This window comes from Caproiciproducens faecalis (assembly GCF_019448085.1).
GTDB lineage: Bacteria > Bacillota > Clostridia > Oscillospirales > Acutalibacteraceae > Caproiciproducens > Caproiciproducens faecalis.
The window spans coordinates 16,787-33,331 of sequence record NZ_JAGFNZ010000007.1 but is presented as its reverse complement, the minus strand read 5'-3'; the positions used below and the strand labels follow the sequence as shown (position 1 = coordinate 33,331).

Sequence of the window (16,545 nt, the reverse complement as noted above, 5' to 3'; positions counted from 1 at the left end):
TAATTCCTCCTGATTAATATTTCAAATTAAAATTATTTGTTAACAAACGGATCCGGTTTACGCTTTTCGCAGAAAGCCGTCATGGCGTTTTTCTGATCCTCTGTTTCAAAGCAGGTACCGAACTGTGCAGCCTCGATGGCAATACCGGAATCAATGTCAACCTGAATGCCGTCGTTGACTGCTTTCTTGGTAGCACGAACAGCAATTGGAGCGTTGCCCGCAATTCTACCGGCGAGCTTCAGGCACTCATCCATCAGCTGATCCGTCGGATAAACCGCGTTGACAAGACCCAGCTTCAATGCTTCCTCAGCCTTGACCTTTCCACAGGTGTAGAGCATTTCTTTAGCTTTGCCAATGCCGATTGTACGGGCAAGGCGCTGCGTTCCGCCGAACCCGGCAGTGATCCCAAGACCGGCTTCCGGCTGCGCAAAGACTGCATTTTCAGCAGCAATGCGGATATCACAGCTCAGGGAAAGCTCACAGCCGCCGCCGAGAGCAAAACCGTTTACCGCAGCGATCACCGGAATCGGGAAGGATTCAATTTTTCTGAAAACAGCGTTGCCCTTTGCACTGAAGGCTTCCGCTTCTGCTCTTGTTTTGCTGCTCATTTCAGCAATATCCGCTCCGGCAACAAAGGATTTCTGTCCGGCACCGGTAATAATCAGACATCTGGTGGTATCGATAGAAACGCTGTCCAACACAGCCTCAAGATCTGTCAGTACTTCACTGTTCAAAGCGTTCAGCGCTTTTTCACGGTCAATGGTAATCATACCGACAAAATCTTTTTGTTCGTATTTTACGTAACTCATAATTCACTAACCTTTCTTTCTGCAGTTTATAAATTACTCGTCATCGCCCATTTTAACAATTGTGGAAACGCCCATGCCGCCGCCTACGCAGAGGGTAGCAAGGCCAAGTTTGGAATTTCTGCGCTTCATTTCATAAAGAAGAGTAACAAGGATTCTGCATCCGGAGCATCCTACCGGATGGCCCAGTGCGATGGCTCCGCCGTTTACATTAACCTTTGACTGGTCAAATTTCAGGTCGTGTGCAACAGCAAGGGTCTGAGAGGCAAAAGCTTCATTCGCTTCGATCAGATCCATATCGTCAACAGTGAGACCGGCTTTTTCCATTGCTTTGCGGGTGCTGTAGATCGGGCCAAGACCCATAACGGAAGGATCAACGCCGGCAGAAGCACCGGCAACCCAGGTTGCCAACGGTTTTACGCCGAGCTCTTTTGCTTTTTCTTCGCTCATCAGAACAATTGCAGCAGCACCGTCATTAATACCGGAAGCATTTGCGGCGGTAACAGTACCGTCTGCCTTAAATGCGGGTTTCAATTTGGAAATGCCTTCTGCTGTTACGCCTGCACGGGGACCTTCATCTTTTGCAAACATAACGGTTTCCTTTTTCACTTTAATCGGAACCGGAACAATTTCTTCGTCAAATCTGCCTTCTGCCTGTGCTTTTTCGCATTTCTGCTGGCTGAAGGCTGCAAATTCGTCCTGCATCTCACGGGTAATGCCGTACTGTTCGGCAACATTTTCGGCAGTGATGCCCATGTGGTAGTGGTTGAAGGTGTCTTCCAAACCGTCATGAATCATGGAATCAAGCAGCTCACCATTGTTCATGCGATAGCCGAAACGGGCGTTCTTAAGAAGATACGGAGCACCGGACATGCTTTCCATACCGCCGGCAACAATGATGTCGGCTTCGCCGGTTTCAATGAGAGCGGCAGCAACGTTAATGGTTTTCAGAGCAGAACCGCAGAGGTTGTTCAGGGTAAATGCCGGAACGGATACCGGAATTCCTGCATAAACAGCGGACTGACGGGCAACGTTCTGTCCTAGGCCGGCCTGATACACACAGCCCATAATGACTTCGTCAACCTGCTCCGGTGCTACATTTGCACGCTTCAAAGCTTCTTTAATGACAATCGTTCCAAGTGTCTGAGTCGGGACATTGGAGAGTGCGCCACCCATCTTACCGATGGCAGTACGGCACGCGCCTGCTAATACAACTTTTCTTGACATAGAATTTCCTCCATTCATTTTTTTGCAATTCAGAAGAATTGCGAAGCATCATGTTCTTTAATTTGTAATATTTTACTGGACACGGGTTATGTGTTAAATATATCACAATATCCTTTGATTTGCAACACAATTAAAATGATTATCTTAAAAAGTGTTACAAATTTATCAAATATTATTACATAAACTAGATAGATCTTTAAAAAACAGAAAGAAACCCGGACAAGAAATATAAAATCACTGGAGTTTTATTGGACAAAATCATGAAAATCTTTAATAAAAGCTTCCACTTCCGATTCCGGGGTTGCCCAGGATGTTACCAGCCGGATTGCCGAAGCGGATTCATCAATTTTTGCCCAAAATTCAAAACCGTATTTTTGTTTCAGTTTTTCAATCAATGAATTCGGGAGAATCGGAAAAATCTGATTGGTCGGAGACGGTGACAAAAATGAGAAACCAGCCTCTTCAATTTCACTGCGGATCAAATCAGCCATCCTATTTGCATGGCTCGCCAAGTCAAAATACAAATTATCCTGAAAAAGCACTTCAAACTGAACGCCCAGGACCATTCCCTTGGCAGTGATGGCTCCCCTCTGCTTTTGCATAAACCGAAAATCCGCTTTTAGTTCAGGGTTGCAAATGACAAGCGCTTCCCCAAACAATACTCCGTTTTTGGTGCCACCAATATAAAAAGCGTCGGTAAGGTCGGCCAGATCCTGTAGGGTCAGATCGTTTTCCTCTGAAGTCAGCGCAGAGCCAAGCCGTGCACCGTCCAAATACAAATAAAGCTGATTTGCTTTACAGAATTTGCTGAGTGCCGTAAGGGATGTCTTTGTGTAAATCGTACCGATTTCCGTGGAATCAGAGACATAAACCAGTTTCGGGCTGACCATATGTTCATCCGTATGCTCGTCCAAAACCTTCTGAACCATTTCCGGTGTCAGCAGCCCATTTTCCGTATGTACGGTCAGTACCTTATGCCCGGTAGCCTCTATCGCCCCGGTCTCATGAACGTTGATATGTCCCGTCTCTGCGGCGACAGCCGCCTGATACGGACGCAAAAAAGCAGAAATTGCCGTCAGATTGGTTTGTGTTCCGCCCTCTAGAAAATGTACTGCAACATCATTACGACCAATTCGCTGCCGGATCAGTTCCGCCGCGTGCTGACTGTGACGGTCGTTTCCATATACGGCATTTTGTTCTCGGCTTGCCTCTGCAAGCGCCTCCAAAATTCTGGGATGGGCGCCCTCGCTGTAATCATTGTTAAAACGATACATCTAAATTCCTCCACAATTGTAATTTTCTATAAACTGCATAATCTCCTGCCGCAATCCTGAAACAGTGCCCTGCACAAGTTCCCTGGAGCCGCCTCCCCTGCCGTGAAATGCGTGATTCAGTTCTTTACCGAATGTACGAACATCCTCTTTTACACTTGCCATTGCGTATTGATAGCCCGTTGCATCATCGCCGGAAAGAACCGCGGCAATTCCGCTGCAGCGGTCACAAAGCAGCAAACAGAATGCGCGCAGATCCGCCGGTTCGAGATCCGGCTCAAACATACAGATATTGACAGACCCTTCCGGTACCTGTTCGCATTTAGAGGCGAAAATTTGATTTTTCAGAGAAATGAGCTTCTGCCTCAGAGCGTTTGTTTCTTCCAGCAGATGTTCCACAGCTTCTTGTATTTGATCGGGTTTGGCGGATAAAAGAACCGAAACGGAACCAACACTTGCCTCTTTTTCATTGTAATCTTCCACCGCTTTTTTTCCGCACAAAAGGCCGACGCGAGTACCGCCTTTATAGCGTTGGGCGGATATGAGCTTAATGATTCCGATTTCTCCGGTTTTTGCTACATGCGTACCGCAGCAGGCACAGACATCGAAGCCGGGAATAGTCACAATGCGCACTTCGCCCGTCAGTTCTTTTTTACTGCGGTATCTGAGCGCAGCAAGTTCCTTTTCATCCGGATAAGATACTTCTATGGCAACATTCCGGTAAACGGCCTCATTGGCCAAAGTTTCAACCAAAAGAATATCGTTCTGGCCGAGTTCTCCGTTAAAATCAACGGTCACCGCCTTGGAGCCCATGTGAAAACCGACATTGTCAAGGCCGAAAAGACGGTTTACGATTCCCGAAACAATATGTTCTCCCGAATGCTGCTGCATCAGCGAAAAACGGTGCGGCCAGTTAATTCCGCCCGTTACTGCAGACCCTACGGAAAGAGGCTTGTCCGTCGTATGAACAATACAGCCGCCATGTTCATGGACGTCCAGAACGTTGACAGTATTCAGCACCCCAATATCCGCAGGCTGTCCGCCGCCTTCCGGGTAAAACAGCGTTCTGTCCAGCACAACACAAAACTGATCTCCCCGTTTTTCGCAGCTCAGAACCTTTGCGGAAAAGGTTCTAGAATAGGTTTTTTGATAATATAATTTTTCCGTTTCCTGATTCATTTTATTTCCAGCTTTCCTAAAATCTTCTATTGACTTTGTCTTCAAGCATTCGCTGTATCATACAATTGTCCATCTCCTCCGGCGGGTGCAAAAAAGGAGAATCAAAGGGACAATCATCAGTGTACCGTCACCCTTTTCGGCTATTATATCACAGAATTGAAAAAGGGCCAACAGCTTCTGCCGTTGACCCTGACAAGATTTATTCATGTGGTTAGAAAAAATAAAAACGGACTCGTTTAATCTTTGACCGGATTCTGATTTACGGAAACAAAACGATCCCGCCATACACACCATCCCGTTACGGCGGCAATCACAATGCCTCCGCCCAAAAGAGCAAATTTTCCCGGTTGCTCGCCGTTAAAAATAAATACCCAGAGCGGATTCAGCAGCGGTTCTATCGCCCCAACTAAAGAGCACGCCAGCGGAGGACATTCCTTCACTGCCAGCCCGTATAGTATGTATGGAATTCCAAGCTGTATAACGCCAAGCGCCAGAACGCTTACGATTGCAGTGGATGAAATCGGAGTCGGGAAAACAAAGATCAGCGGAACACCGACAACCGCCGTAAACAAATGGCCAAATAGGATTCCGCTCATACGCGAATCGTCATCCGTACGCCCAGTGATTACATACATTCCGGCCATAAACAGTCCCGCGAGGATCGCAATACCATTTCCAATCATTTTCCCCGTACCGAGCTTATCAAAGAAAAACAGCGAAATTCCAAACAATGTTACCACAACGGTAATCAAATCCGTTCTATGGAAACGCTGATGAAAGACCAGTGCGGAAATAATCATAATGAAAACGGGAGAAGTAAACTGGAGCACAATGGCATTGGCGGCCGTGGTCATTTTGTTGGCCGAAACAAAGGCGAAAAAAGTGGCCGCTATAAACACTCCGCTCAGCAATGATGCTGAATTCAGCTTAATACGGCGGCCGGTCACCCGCATAAATACAAAAACCACAACTGCCGCAATCAGGCTGCGAAAGCCCGCAATAACCAATGCATTCCACGGGAGCATTTTAATGAAAATACCTGCTATGCTCCACAGGCCGGCACACGCTGCCATAAGTCCGATGGAACGCCTCTGGGATGATGATGAAGCCATTTTAACATATCCTCTGTATCTAAATTTTCTCTCACAGCGTGTCGGGCTGTTTCCCGGCGCTTTAACACACCACAATATAATACTTGAACTACCATGAAATTGCAATAAAAAATCATTGAAATTCCTGTTTAAATACTGTGCTTTATTAAGGCGGCACTGAAGAATGACTATATTTCATAATATTTCTTGCTTAAATCCGTCTATTTTAATATATATTTACATATTTCAACGTGATATAATGGCAAATAATGAACATTTTATTAACAAGGAGTGGTATCATGCAATTCACCGTCACGTTTTTCCTGTTGGTTTCCATCATTGTCTCATTAATTTCTTTTCTCTTCGCAGGCTGGCTGTATCAATGGGTCAAGAACCGCCCGTCTTCCAACAAGCGCATTGCTGAAGTCGGTACTTTGATTAAAAATGGCGCAAACACTTTTTTGACCAAAGAATATACGGTTCTGGCAAAATTCGCAGGTGTTGCGGCTATCCTTATTCTTGTGTTTTTGCCTACCCCAATTTGGAAGGGCAATGTTCTTGACAATATTGTAATGGCGCTGGCATATCTGTTCGGTACCGTTTTTTCCGCAATTGCCGGTGTAATTGGTATTCGGATTGCAACCATTGCAAATGTTAAAACAGCAGAAGCAGCGCAAAACGGCATTAAGCCATCCTTTATGTCCGGTTTCCGCGGCGGCGCCGTTATGGGTATGGCTGTTGTAGGCAGCACCCTGCTTGGCGTTACGCTGGTTATGCTGATTACAAACAATACGACCGCACTGCTGGGCTTCAGCTTCGGAGCAAGTTCCCTTGCCCTGTTTGCGAAAGCAGGAGGCGGTATTTTTACAAAAACAGCCGACATCAGTGCTGATCTGGTAGGCAAAGTCGAGCTTGGCATTCCGGAGGACGACCCTAGAAATCCTGCGGTTATCGCGGACAATGTTGGCGATAACGTTGGTGATGTCGCCGGAATGGGCGCGGATCTGTTTGACTCCAATGTAGCTTCTATGGCGGCTGCGCTTGTCATTGCTGCTTCTCTGGATAAAGCGGCTGGCGGAACCGTAAACACAAGCACGGTTTTCTGTTACGCAGCTATTGGTTTGCTGGCATCGATCATCGGTGTGGCAACCGCCAGAATGGGCAAACACGGCAACCCGACTAAGGCGCTGAACAGCAGCACCTATGTGACAACGGCACTGTTTGGTGTCTTGACGGCGCTTGCCACCTGGATGTTCAACTTCCAATGGCGCATTTGGGGCGCGAGTGCAGTCGGCCTTTTGGTTGGCGTCATCATCGGTATTGCAAGCGACTATTTTACAGACGATACAAAGAAACCGGTACATAATGTAGCCAAAGCTTCTGAAACTGGTCCGGCCTTTACTATCCTTTCCGGTATCTCCTATGGATTTCTCAGTACGCTCCCTGCCATGATCGGTATTGCAATTTCCGCACTGGCAGCTTACAAGCTCTGTGATCCAATCGGTCCCGGATATGCCATGTACGGTATCGCAATGGCGGCCGTCGGCATGCTTTCCATTGTCGGTATGATTATCTCCAACGACGCGTACGGCCCTATTGTCGATAATGCGCGCGGACTTGCGGAAATGGGTGATCTGGGCGACGATGTTCTGGAAATTACAGATTCGCTCGACAGCGCGGGAAATACCGTTAAAGCGGTTACCAAAGGATTTGCCATTGGTGCGGCGGGCTTAACCGTCATTGCACTGCTCGGTGCATTTATCAGTCAGGTAAATGATTCCGCTGTTGTGCTCGGTCTGGAACAAATCACCGGGTTTGATATCATGAATCCTATCGTTTTCTTTGGACTGCTGATCGGCGCCTCCATCCCCGCCGTGTTCTCCGCTATGCTGATGCTTGGCGTAGACCGCAACGCACAGAGAATGGTTTCTGAAATTCACCGTCAGTTCAGGGAAATCCTCGGTCTGAAGGAAGGCAAGGAAGGCGTTGTTCCTGAATATGACAAATGTATTGAAATTGCCACCTTCGGTGCTTTGAAGGAATTGATCCCGGCCGGACTTGTTACCATTATTATCACTGTGCTGGTTGGATTTGTCGGCGGTGTTCAGGCAATTGGCGGATATCTCTGCGGCAATATCATCAGCGGCCTGCTTCTGGCGTTGTTCATGAGCAATGCCGGCGGACTTTGGGATAATTCCAAAAAATACATAGAATCCGGAAACAACGGCGGCAAAGGTTCTGATGCACATAAAGCGGCGGTGGTAGGCGACACAGTCGGTGATCCATTTAAGGATACCGCAGGCCCATCCATCAACACGCAAATCACCGTTGTCTCTCTGGTCTCTTCTCTGATGTCCACCCTGTTCCTGACTCTGTCCATATTCCATTAATACTTGACTCATCACTGATAAAACAGGCTCCCGGCCAAACAGCCGGGAGCCTGTTTTTGCTGATGGCAGCAAATTTATTTTTCCGTTCCGATGAAGAAAAGCGCGGCAATACCGCATCCGGTATGGGCTCCGATTACAGGGCCCATATCACTGATAATAACCTCTTTAACGGAGAATTTTTCCAAAACAAGGGTTTTTAAGAATTCGGCCGCCGCCATGTCGTCGCCATGACCGATAAAAATGGTTTGGTCTTCCGGATGAACGCAGGTTTGCACCATGCGGTCAACCAATGACTCCAAAGACTTCTTGCGTCCCCTCACGTTGGCAACTGGAATCAGCTGTCCTTCCTTGTCCACATGAAGCACGGGCTTTATTCCCAAAGCGGTTCCAACTACCGCAGATACCGCGGAAACTCTTCCTCCGCGTTTCAGATGATTCAAGTCGTCAACGGTAAACCAATGGCAGATACGGTCACGGTTGAGTTCTACCCACTTAACTAATTCTTCCAGGCTGAGTCCTTCCCGTTTCTTTTGAACGGCATAATACGCAAGCATTCCCTCCCCCACCGAAGCAGCTTTGGAGTCAATGCAGACAATCTTTCTGCCCGAGTACCGCTCCATCAGATCAGCTGCCGAAATACGGGATGCCTGATAGGTACCGCTTAAGTTAGAAGAAAACGCGATATACAAAATGTCCTTTCCCTGTTCAAGAATCGGGCAGAAATATTTTTCATAAGTTATGCTGTTGATTTGGGAAGTGACGGACATTTCTCCGTTTTTCGTTCTCTCATAAAAGGTATGAAAACTCATTTCACGCGCATCAGGAAAATGCTGATAAATTTTCCCACTCATGGTAAATTCCATTGGGATCACTTGGATTTCAAGCTGCTCAGTCAAAGCCGCCGGAAGGTCGCAGGTCGCATCCGATACAATAACATATTCATTCATACTGGCACACTCCTCCACTTGCTTTTTCCATATTACCATTGACAGCCGATACAGTCAACGAAAAATGATAAAGAAACATTCATGACAGCTAAAACACCAACATTCTTTTATAGTCAGCTAAAATTCAGGCTCAGACGACTTTGGAATAATATCGGTTCAAATCAGATTAAAAAGCAAAAAGAAACAGACAAACTTCTTTAAGAAATTTGTCTGTTTCTTTGGTGCGAGGGGGGGGACTTGAACCCCCATGAAATTGCTTTCACATGGACCTGAACCATGCGCGTCTGCCAATTCCGCCACTCTCGCGTGACGACTCAACTATATTATCATATAGACTCCGATGTGTCAATACAAAAGCTAAACTTTTTAAGAAAAAATGTCGCTTTTCATTCAGAAAAGCCGGTTACCTTCCGCAGACCGTACTCGGAGCGAAACTTATCCGCTCACGATCGCCTTTTTTCTGAAAAGACAGTAGTGAGGCTGTTCTTCCCCAAAAATCCACCAACGCAGATAATCGTCCAGGATAATCCCCACCGCCGAAAGAAAGTACCAACCCACGCTGGAAGAGAGACAAATCTGTCCGAACAGGTTAAAAGGTTTCTGTGAGTAATCCCAGACTCCCCACCCAAAACAAACATTAACAATCATTCCTGTGATTAATTCCAGCGTAGTAATCAACAGCATACCAATCAGCATTTGTAGAACCAACGGTGTATCCCATGAGAAAAAGCGGTTGATATAACCCAAACCTAAAAAGCACACCCCACCCAGAGCAAACATGCTCCAGTGGGAGTATCCCCTGTAACAGATTTCCATTATTATGTAAATGTCTCCGCCAACGACAAACAAAAATACATCCTTCCATAAAATACTCCGAATCTTTCGCAGCATACCATCACCCCATTGATTGTATTCCGGTAAAATTTATTCTATACCAGCAATAAACGTCCAATGCAAATGTTATGCAGATGGGATGGAACCTTTCTTTCCTAAATATCCTAAAACACCAATGAATAGTATAATACCTTTACAGATTCAACACAATCTTTTGCAATAGTACTATAATCGACAAAATGTATGGATTGATTTCACCGCCTTAAACTTCCTAATAATCCTGGACTGATAAACCTTTGCAGTGAAGGGCTAAAGCTTCTTTATCTCTTATTCCAAAATGTGTAAAGTAATCATACATTACAGATATAACAACACTTCCAACGGGTTGCTAAGCAGTGTTATGTCTCTATTTTGATTTTATCCATCTGTGCAATCACCTTTCGGGAATAGGAAGTAGAATAGATCCCTTGTTTCCAAAGCTTCTGAGCTCCTGATTCTCCGCTGTTGTAAACCATCAGCGCCTGATTGACATTGCTGTACTTATTGACGATCCATGAAAGCATATAAACGCCTGCTTTGATGTTTTGCTTGCTGTCCAACAGGTCTGTAACCTGCAAATTCCGTTCCAGCGATTCCTTGTGACAGATATTAATCTGCATGAGTCCATAATCGTTTGTCTTGCTGATGCATTTTGGATTATAGTGACTTTCTACACCGATCAGGGCAATCACCAGATCTTCCGGAACATTTTTTATTTTACATTCCGTGAAAATGGTGTCCTGTATTTCTGTTGAAAGTGGAACGTCATAATATCTGGAAGTCTGAATCTGTTCAGTTGCTTTCTGCGGTTTTGACTCGGCCTTTTTTTCCGGCTCCTTTTTCTTCGGTTGCGCCTGTGAACTTTGCACAGGTTGGCTTGATGAAATACTGGATGCATCCTTTAATGGAGCATTGGACGATGGCGGAGCCGTCGTTAAACATTGTGAAGACACCGTCGAAGATGCCGTATGAAGTTTTGCCGAAAGTGCTCGGTTATGAAAAGATTGACCGATGCAGAAAAGCGTAACAATCATGCATACCGCATAAATGTTTTCGTTTCTGAAATGTATTTTCCCTGGAGTTCTCATTCTTTCTCCCCCGTTAGTTTTTAAAGAACTTTTCACTTAAGCAGTCCGCGGCACCTTGAATTCTATTCCCGCGGCCTTCAATCTCTTGTGCAATTTTTGGCTTTTCTTTCAGAAAATATTCATTATGCGGCAAAAATGCAGGGGAGGCTTCTCAATTCGCTGTTTGTATTGAGAACGCCCCTGCATTCAATCTTCTTTTTGGGGGCGAAGATTAAGATAATGATAGTTTTATTCGTTTTTTCTCCTAATTTCCGGGCTGACATCATAGAATTTAGTAAAAGGAGGGATACTATGCAAAATTTGTTTGTTTGGGAAACAATCGGCTTCATATTTGTTATTATTTTTGGCACAATTCTTCATTTTGTCTATGAGTGGTCTGGAAATAATAAAATTGTCGGTATTTTCAGTCCGGTGAATGAAAGTGTCTGGGAACATTTAAAAATGCTCTTTTTCCCCATGCTTTTATTCAGCATCATCGAATATTTCATGGTAGGAAAAGAGTACAAGAACTTTATCGCGGCAAAATCATTTGGAATTCTGCTTGGGCTTCTGTTCATTGTTATATTTTTCTATGCCTACACGGGAATCGCGGGAAGAAATTTCCTTTGGATGGATATACTTACATTCATTTTGGGCGTTATGGTTGCCTTTACTTACAGCGGAAGAAAGATTACCTCAGCCGAAGCCAGCTCCAAAACAAACTGGGCAAGCCTGCTTTTCTTGACAGCGCTTACCCTCAGTTTCATCGTATTTACCTTCCGACCCCCGCATATCGGCCTGTTTGCCAGCCCGGTATCAAAAAAAGAGGGCAAGTAATCTCACTAACTAGAAGAATTACATCAGGTGCAAATCATCCTAGACCGTCAGTCCTGCCGATAAACGCTTCTAAGAAGACTGATCTCTTTTGCGTAGCCGTCCAGATCATTCGGTGTTTCCAGATAAAATGGCAGATTCCGCAAGGCCGGATGGTTGATGATACGCGTAATTGCTTCCAATCCGATCTGGCCCTCTCCAATTCTGGCATGGCGATCCTTATGGCTTCCCCTGGGATTCAGACTGTCATTCAGATGGATGGCCTTTAAACGGGGAAGCCCGATTATTTTATCAAAATGAGTCAGAACGTCATCCAGACCATCTACTATGTCATAACCGGCGTCAAACACATGACAGGTATCCAGGCAGACTCCCATTTTCTCTTTTAATTCCACACCGTCCAGTATCAACCGCAGTTCCTCAAACGTACGGCCTACTTCTGTACCTTTCCCGGCCATCGTTTCCAACAATACAGTTGTCGGCTGTTCCGGGCCTAAAATAGAATTGAGCATTGCCGCAATTAATTCTATCCCCTTTGCCGTTCCCTGCCCCATATGACCGCCGGGATGAAAATTATAATAATTATTCGGGAAGTACTCCATCCTCTTAAGATCATCCGCCATGGTCTCAACCGCAAAGATTCTTGTTTTCTCCTCGGCGGAACAAGCATTCAGCGTATAGGGAGCATGTGCCAGAACCGGAGCAAACTGGTTTTCCTCCATAAGCTTTCGCAGCGCCCGAGCATCCTCAGGATTGATTTCCTTTGCCTTGCTGCCTCTGGGATTACGCGTAAAAAACTGAAATGTATTTGCCTGTATTTTGAGAGCATCTTTTCCCATGGCCAAAAAGCCTTTTGCCACGGAAAGATGACAGCCTATTTTCAACATTAGATTGACTCCTTTCAAAGCTCTGGTTTACTTTTTGTGTACTGTACCACTTGGGCTCAGTGTCAAGCCGATAAAACGTCCATGGAAAATATAGCATAAAGACCAACTTGCTGCAATACATTAATACCATGAACAACAGAGAAGCTGACAAAACAGTATTTTGAGGTGAACCATAATGAGAACATTGCAAGTAGGGATGTCCGGAACGGATGTTATGGAAATTCAGGCAATGCTGCAGAAAATCGGTTATAACCCAGGCCCCATCGATGGGAACTTCGGCCAGCAGATGCGCCGGGCAGTCATACAATTTCAGCGTGCTTTCGGTCTTTCGCCGGATGGTGTGATCGGCCCGTCCACTTACAGCATTATGGAGAAGTACCTTCTGGGATATGATCTTTACCGAATCAAACCGGGAGATACCTTTTACAGTATTGCGCGCCGTTACCACACCTCCCTTCCCCTGCTGTTGGGTGCAAACCCGGGTCTTGATGCTTCCAGCCTGAGCGTTGGCCAGCAAATTGTCGTACCTTACGGGATGGATGTGGTAAATACCAACATTGACTATACTTATGAGATTTTAGAACGAAATATCAGAGGATTAAAAGCAAGGTATCCATTTTTAGAGGTCGGTATTGCCGGGATGAGCGTTCTCGGCAGAAATTTGTACTTTCTAAAGCTTGGCACCGGCCCAAATCAGGTTTTTTACAATGCCGCCCACCATTCGCTGGAGTGGATCACTTCCCCACTGCTGATGAAATTTACAGAGAACTTTTTATATGCCTATACACTGGAGCATACTCTGGGAAACGGATACAATCCCAGAGAAATCTGGAGCCAGAGCAGTATCTACATCATGCCGATGGTGAATCCGGATGGAATAGATCTGGTGCTCAACGGACTTCAGCCCGACAATCCGTATTATCTGGATCTAATTGCATGGAATAAAGGGAGTACGGATTTCTCCCAAGATTGGCAGGCCAACAACCGCGGTGTAGATCTAAACCATAATTACAATGCTGCCTGGCAGGAATCGAAAGCAGCGGAAGCAGAATACGGTATTACCGGTCCCGGTCCCACCAGATATTCCGGACCCTTCCCTGTTTCGGAACCGGAAACGAAAACGGTCGTCAATTTTACCCAATCCCATGATTTCAGACTGGTGATTGCCTACCACACTCAGGGTCAGGTTATTTACTGGAATTTTAAGAATATGGCCCCACCCGAAGGCCGGATGATCGGCGAAGAATTCGCCGCAATCAGCGGATACCGATTGGATGAAACGATTGGAATTGCCTCTTACGCAGGATATAAGGACTGGTTTATTCAGGATTACCGCCGACCTGGTTATACCATTGAAGTCGGTCTGGGCCAAAATCCCATTCCTATTTCCCAGTTTAACACCATCTACCAGCAAAACATTGGGATACTGCTTCACGCGGCAACTGTTTGAAGTGGATTGAAATAAAACCCGCATAGATTTGACTATGCGGGTTTTCCTATATAAGTTGGAGCGTCATACCGAACGGCATGACGCTCCAACAATGGACTTTTTTACTTCATGTTCTGCTCGTAACTTTTTATCATGCTTTTGACCATCTGGCCACCGACAGAACCAGCTTCTCTGGATGTCAAATCGCCGTTATAGCCTTGCTTTAAGTTAACGCCGACTTCAGAAGCGGCTTCCATCTTAAATTTGTTGAGGGCTTCTCTAGCTTCAGGAACTACATTTTTGTTGCTTGCCATAATCAAAACACTCCTTCAATAATTTAAAATTCATTTCGTTCAGATCTTTGATTTGTTTTGCGTTTGCTTTCCTATTTTGCGTAACTGGAGTGTTTTTATGAATGCTAATTTTTGCAAATTAAAGTTCATAGCCATTTGCAGAATCAATGCCAGAGAGTAACAAAACAGCGCATACCGCCAAAATGCGGGTTGGACTAAGCTTTGAAGGAAATCTGACGGTAAAATCATGAGGTTCCAGCATTCTTCCGCCGACGGTCATCACGCTGCGCTGAAGACTCAGTGCAGCGCTGGTTTCATCTATCCCGGCAATACTGAGCGTATCTTTTGAACTCGTGCCACAAGTGATGGCCGCTGCGCCGGTACCGTTTAGAAGTTCTGCCGCACTGGAATTTTTCATTTCCAGAATGGATAAAAACCCTTCTGGAATCAAATTTTTCTCTGAAGAATGAAAACTGTTTTTAAACAGAATAATTCCGTTTTCAAGTTCAATTTGCGGCAATTTTTCGCAGTCATAAAGAAGAAACTCTATTTTATCCTGCCCCAGTCTGACCAGATGATCTGCACTGAAATACTGTACCCCGCCGTATTTTTCCAAAGTAGGAAGCAAAGCACACGAAATACAGGTGTCAGTTGATTTTCCGCACAATATAATGTTTGTCATTTTTACCCTCACTCCCGTAAATCAGTACAAACATTATTTACGATTGCTTCAAAAAGTATGTGGCTGAAACGATTCTTAATTTATTTTTTTAAAAATTCATTTAAGTAGTTTCTAAGCCTCTCCGCCATCTCCCCGTTCAACTGCACGTTTAAAGGACATGTCTCCAGTCCGGATTCCTGCCCTGCGGCGTGAACCCAGATGGAGAAATACTCCTGATTAAAGTTTACGTCCATGACCGTTTTATTATAGACGCTGATTAATCTTCCACATTTTCTGATATCCGTTATCTTCGCCATTTTTATTCTCCTTTTTTTAAACCGACTCCAATGCAGCCCCCCCGGTACTTCGCTGCAAATTATGGATATTTAATTTTAACATTCCTATCATTGCAAAACAAGCGGGCAGGACCAGTGGTGCTTATTTGCCAAGATCATTCAATGTTCCAAACGTATACCCGGCAGATTCCCATTTAGTCAGTAATTCGTCGAGTATTTCTGAATTGGTTTTTGAAGTGCTGTGCAGCAACACGATTGCTCCCGGATGAATACGGGGAATCAGCTTTTGAAAGGCTTGCTCCTTTGTAGGCTGTTTATCCTGATACCAGTCCACATAAGCAAGACTCCAGAAAATGGTCTTGTACCCCAGCTCGTTTGCCTGCCTTAAGTTATTGACACTGTATTTGCCCTGCGGAGGCCGATAGTATTTCTGCATATCCTGTCCAGTAATTTCCTTAAACTTGTTTTCCACTGCTGTTATCTCTTTTGTAAACGAGGTCATATCGGATATTTTAGACATGTCGGGATGCGTGTTCGTATGATTGCCGACAATATGTCCTTCCGCAATCATTCGTTTTACCAGATCGGGACTGGTGTTCAGATAATTTCCAACCACAAAAAAAGTTGCTTTTACATTGTGTTTTTTTAAAGCGTCCAGTATTGCCGGTGTATATCCGTTTTCATATCCGGCATCAAAAGTCAAATAAATGACTTTTTTATCTGCCGCACCAACGTAATAGGCACTGTACTGCTTTAAAAAATCCACAGAAGCGTTTCCGGTAGGCTGTTTGCCGCTTTCTCCAAAGCCAAGTCCCCAATTGGTATTGGCAGCGGCTGTCTGAACGGCAATTTCCTGCTGACGATGGGTAAGCGTAAGAATGCCTGCCAAAAGGAAAATGAAAACTGCCATCACGATTTCAATTTGTTTTTTCTTTACAGTTATATACACAGTTTTTGTCACCTGCCTTACAGTAAAATATATTACTTCAGAGCAGATATTATCAGAAAAAATTTTGCAATAAAAAAAACCGCTTAAAAGCGGGAACTTAAAAGAGCATTAGTTATAATTATTGAACAATAAGAAAAAAATTAAGATGACCCCATAATTTTATTACCGAGTAAGATATTTTACTACCGTAATATTCCAATAAACCGTCATTATTTTATAATAACATAGATATCACCTAAATGCGCCGCCATATTATGTATTGACTTCCGTAAAAAAACGTATTATTCTATAATCGTAATAAAGTGCAAACAGGAGCCTTTCGCTATGATTACCATTGAATCGGAA

At 44.8% G+C, this 16,545-nt stretch carries 17 protein-coding genes and 1 tRNA gene; 4 read left to right on the top strand and 14 right to left on the bottom strand.

The genetic code is table 11. From position 1 onward, the window contains the following. Positions 1 to 32: 32 nt before the first annotated feature. The 5 genes from J5W02_RS14240 to J5W02_RS14220 all read right to left on the bottom strand — a co-directional run bounded on the left by J5W02_RS14240 (position 33) and on the right by J5W02_RS14220 (position 5,595). The gene (locus J5W02_RS14240; protein ID WP_219966378.1) at positions 33 to 809 is read right to left on the bottom strand and encodes an enoyl-CoA hydratase-related protein; all 777 of its coding nucleotides are present in this window, start codon (positions 807 to 809) and stop codon (positions 33 to 35) included. A gap of 33 nt (positions 810 to 842) precedes the next feature. Continuing rightward, the gene (locus J5W02_RS14235; RefSeq protein ID WP_219966377.1) at positions 843 to 2,033 is read right to left on the bottom strand and encodes an acetyl-CoA C-acetyltransferase; all 1,191 of its coding nucleotides are present in this window, start codon (positions 2,031 to 2,033) and stop codon (positions 843 to 845) included. Positions 2,034 to 2,278: 245 nt separating this feature from the next. Continuing rightward, the gene (locus J5W02_RS14230) at positions 2,279 to 3,307 is read right to left on the bottom strand and encodes a threonine aldolase family protein (RefSeq protein WP_219966376.1); all 1,029 of its coding nucleotides are present in this window, start codon (positions 3,305 to 3,307) and stop codon (positions 2,279 to 2,281) included. Beyond that, a complete protein-coding gene (locus tag J5W02_RS14225) occupies positions 3,308 to 4,528 on the bottom strand; it encodes an alanyl-tRNA editing protein (protein WP_255575792.1) in 1,221 nt (406 codons plus the stop codon). 191 nt (positions 4,529 to 4,719) lie between these two features. Then, positions 4,720 to 5,595 carry a DMT family transporter gene (locus J5W02_RS14220; protein ID WP_219966374.1) on the bottom strand — a complete coding sequence of 292 codons (876 nt, stop codon included), beginning with the start codon at positions 5,593 to 5,595 and terminating at the stop codon, positions 4,720 to 4,722. A 278-nt stretch (positions 5,596 to 5,873) separates the two neighbouring features. On the opposite strand from J5W02_RS14220, the gene J5W02_RS14215 reads away from it, so the two are divergent. After that, the gene (locus tag J5W02_RS14215) at positions 5,874 to 7,964 is read left to right on the top strand and encodes a sodium-translocating pyrophosphatase (RefSeq protein WP_219966373.1); all 2,091 of its coding nucleotides are present in this window, start codon (positions 5,874 to 5,876) and stop codon (positions 7,962 to 7,964) included. Between the two features lie 74 nt (positions 7,965 to 8,038). Here the strand turns inward: J5W02_RS14215 and J5W02_RS14210 are convergent, their stop codons facing one another. From J5W02_RS14210 to J5W02_RS14195, 4 genes are all read right to left on the bottom strand, one after another. Beyond that, positions 8,039 to 8,911, bottom strand: coding sequence for a DegV family protein (locus J5W02_RS14210; RefSeq protein ID WP_219966372.1), 873 nt, complete (start codon positions 8,909 to 8,911; stop codon positions 8,039 to 8,041). Between the two features lie 219 nt (positions 8,912 to 9,130). Beyond that, positions 9,131 to 9,217, bottom strand: a tRNA-Leu gene (locus tag J5W02_RS14205). Positions 9,218 to 9,346: 129 nt separating this feature from the next. Further along, a complete protein-coding gene (locus J5W02_RS14200) occupies positions 9,347 to 9,802 on the bottom strand; it encodes a putative ABC transporter permease (RefSeq protein ID WP_219966371.1) in 456 nt (151 codons plus the stop codon). A 341-nt stretch (positions 9,803 to 10,143) separates the two neighbouring features. Continuing rightward, positions 10,144 to 10,653, bottom strand: coding sequence for a transglycosylase SLT domain-containing protein (locus tag J5W02_RS14195; RefSeq protein WP_219966370.1), 510 nt, complete (start codon positions 10,651 to 10,653; stop codon positions 10,144 to 10,146). An 11-nt stretch (positions 10,654 to 10,664) separates the two neighbouring features. On the opposite strand from J5W02_RS14195, the gene J5W02_RS14190 reads away from it, so the two are divergent. Then, positions 10,665 to 10,811: a hypothetical protein gene (locus J5W02_RS14190; RefSeq protein WP_219966369.1), complete on the top strand. Its 147-nt coding sequence runs from the start codon at positions 10,665 to 10,667 to the stop codon at positions 10,809 to 10,811. A gap of 157 nt (positions 10,812 to 10,968) precedes the next feature. Next, positions 10,969 to 11,688, top strand: coding sequence for a DUF6512 family protein (locus J5W02_RS14185; protein ID WP_219966368.1), 720 nt, complete (start codon positions 10,969 to 10,971; stop codon positions 11,686 to 11,688). A gap of 47 nt (positions 11,689 to 11,735) precedes the next feature. On the opposite strand, the gene J5W02_RS14180 is transcribed toward J5W02_RS14185, so the two are convergent. Further along, complete coding sequence (locus J5W02_RS14180) at positions 11,736 to 12,572, bottom strand: deoxyribonuclease IV (protein ID WP_219966367.1); 837 nt, start codon at positions 12,570 to 12,572, stop codon at positions 11,736 to 11,738. Between the two features lie 175 nt (positions 12,573 to 12,747). Here J5W02_RS14180 and J5W02_RS14175 point away from each other — a divergent pair, with 175 nt between their 5' ends. Further along, positions 12,748 to 14,022, top strand: coding sequence for a M14 family metallopeptidase (locus J5W02_RS14175; protein ID WP_219966366.1), 1,275 nt, complete (start codon positions 12,748 to 12,750; stop codon positions 14,020 to 14,022). Between the two features lie 101 nt (positions 14,023 to 14,123). Here the strand turns inward: J5W02_RS14175 and J5W02_RS14170 are convergent, their stop codons facing one another. The 4 genes from J5W02_RS14170 to pdaA all read right to left on the bottom strand — a co-directional run bounded on the left by J5W02_RS14170 (position 14,124) and on the right by pdaA (position 16,161). After that, on the bottom strand, positions 14,124 to 14,315 hold the full coding sequence (locus J5W02_RS14170; protein WP_219966365.1) for an alpha/beta-type small acid-soluble spore protein: 192 nt from the start codon (positions 14,313 to 14,315) through the stop codon (positions 14,124 to 14,126). A gap of 118 nt (positions 14,316 to 14,433) precedes the next feature. Beyond that, positions 14,434 to 14,910 carry a hypothetical protein gene (locus J5W02_RS14165; RefSeq protein WP_219966364.1) on the bottom strand — a complete coding sequence of 159 codons (477 nt, stop codon included), beginning with the start codon at positions 14,908 to 14,910 and terminating at the stop codon, positions 14,434 to 14,436. Between the two features lie 146 nt (positions 14,911 to 15,056). Further along, positions 15,057 to 15,272 (bottom strand): hypothetical protein, encoded by a 216-nt coding sequence (locus J5W02_RS14160; protein ID WP_219966363.1) that lies wholly within the window; start codon positions 15,270 to 15,272, stop codon positions 15,057 to 15,059. A gap of 121 nt (positions 15,273 to 15,393) precedes the next feature. Next, positions 15,394 to 16,161 carry a delta-lactam-biosynthetic de-N-acetylase gene (pdaA, locus tag J5W02_RS14155; protein ID WP_219966362.1) on the bottom strand — a complete coding sequence of 256 codons (768 nt, stop codon included), beginning with the start codon at positions 16,159 to 16,161 and terminating at the stop codon, positions 15,394 to 15,396. Between the last annotated feature and the right edge of the window lie 384 nt (positions 16,162 to 16,545).

Excerpts from the sequence above, each read along its gene's own strand:
- J5W02_RS14230 (WP_219966376.1), bottom strand. The coding sequence starts at position 3,307 with ATGTATCGTTTTAACAATGATTACAGCGAGGGCGCCCATCCCAGAATT.
- J5W02_RS14235 (WP_219966377.1), bottom strand. The coding sequence starts at position 2,033 with ATGTCAAGAAAAGTTGTATTAGCAGGCGCGTGCCGTACTGCCATCGGT.
- J5W02_RS14170 (WP_219966365.1), bottom strand. The coding sequence starts at position 14,315 with ATGGCAAGCAACAAAAATGTAGTTCCTGAAGCTAGAGAAGCCCTCAAC.
- J5W02_RS14220 (WP_219966374.1), bottom strand. The coding sequence starts at position 5,595 with ATGGCTTCATCATCATCCCAGAGGCGTTCCATCGGACTTATGGCAGCG.
- pdaA (WP_219966362.1), bottom strand. The coding sequence starts at position 16,161 with ATGGCAGTTTTCATTTTCCTTTTGGCAGGCATTCTTACGCTTACCCAT.
- J5W02_RS14175 (WP_219966366.1), top strand. The coding sequence starts at position 12,748 with ATGAGAACATTGCAAGTAGGGATGTCCGGAACGGATGTTATGGAAATT.
- J5W02_RS14215 (WP_219966373.1), top strand. The coding sequence starts at position 5,874 with ATGCAATTCACCGTCACGTTTTTCCTGTTGGTTTCCATCATTGTCTCA.
- J5W02_RS14160 (WP_219966363.1), bottom strand. The coding sequence starts at position 15,272 with ATGGCGAAGATAACGGATATCAGAAAATGTGGAAGATTAATCAGCGTC.
- J5W02_RS14180 (WP_219966367.1), bottom strand. The coding sequence starts at position 12,572 with ATGTTGAAAATAGGCTGTCATCTTTCCGTGGCAAAAGGCTTTTTGGCC.
- J5W02_RS14190 (WP_219966369.1), top strand. The coding sequence starts at position 10,665 with ATGAAATACTGGATGCATCCTTTAATGGAGCATTGGACGATGGCGGAG.
- J5W02_RS14200 (WP_219966371.1), bottom strand. The coding sequence starts at position 9,802 with ATGCTGCGAAAGATTCGGAGTATTTTATGGAAGGATGTATTTTTGTTT.
- J5W02_RS14240 (WP_219966378.1), bottom strand. The coding sequence starts at position 809 with ATGAGTTACGTAAAATACGAACAAAAAGATTTTGTCGGTATGATTACC.
- J5W02_RS14210 (WP_219966372.1), bottom strand. The coding sequence starts at position 8,911 with ATGAATGAATATGTTATTGTATCGGATGCGACCTGCGACCTTCCGGCG.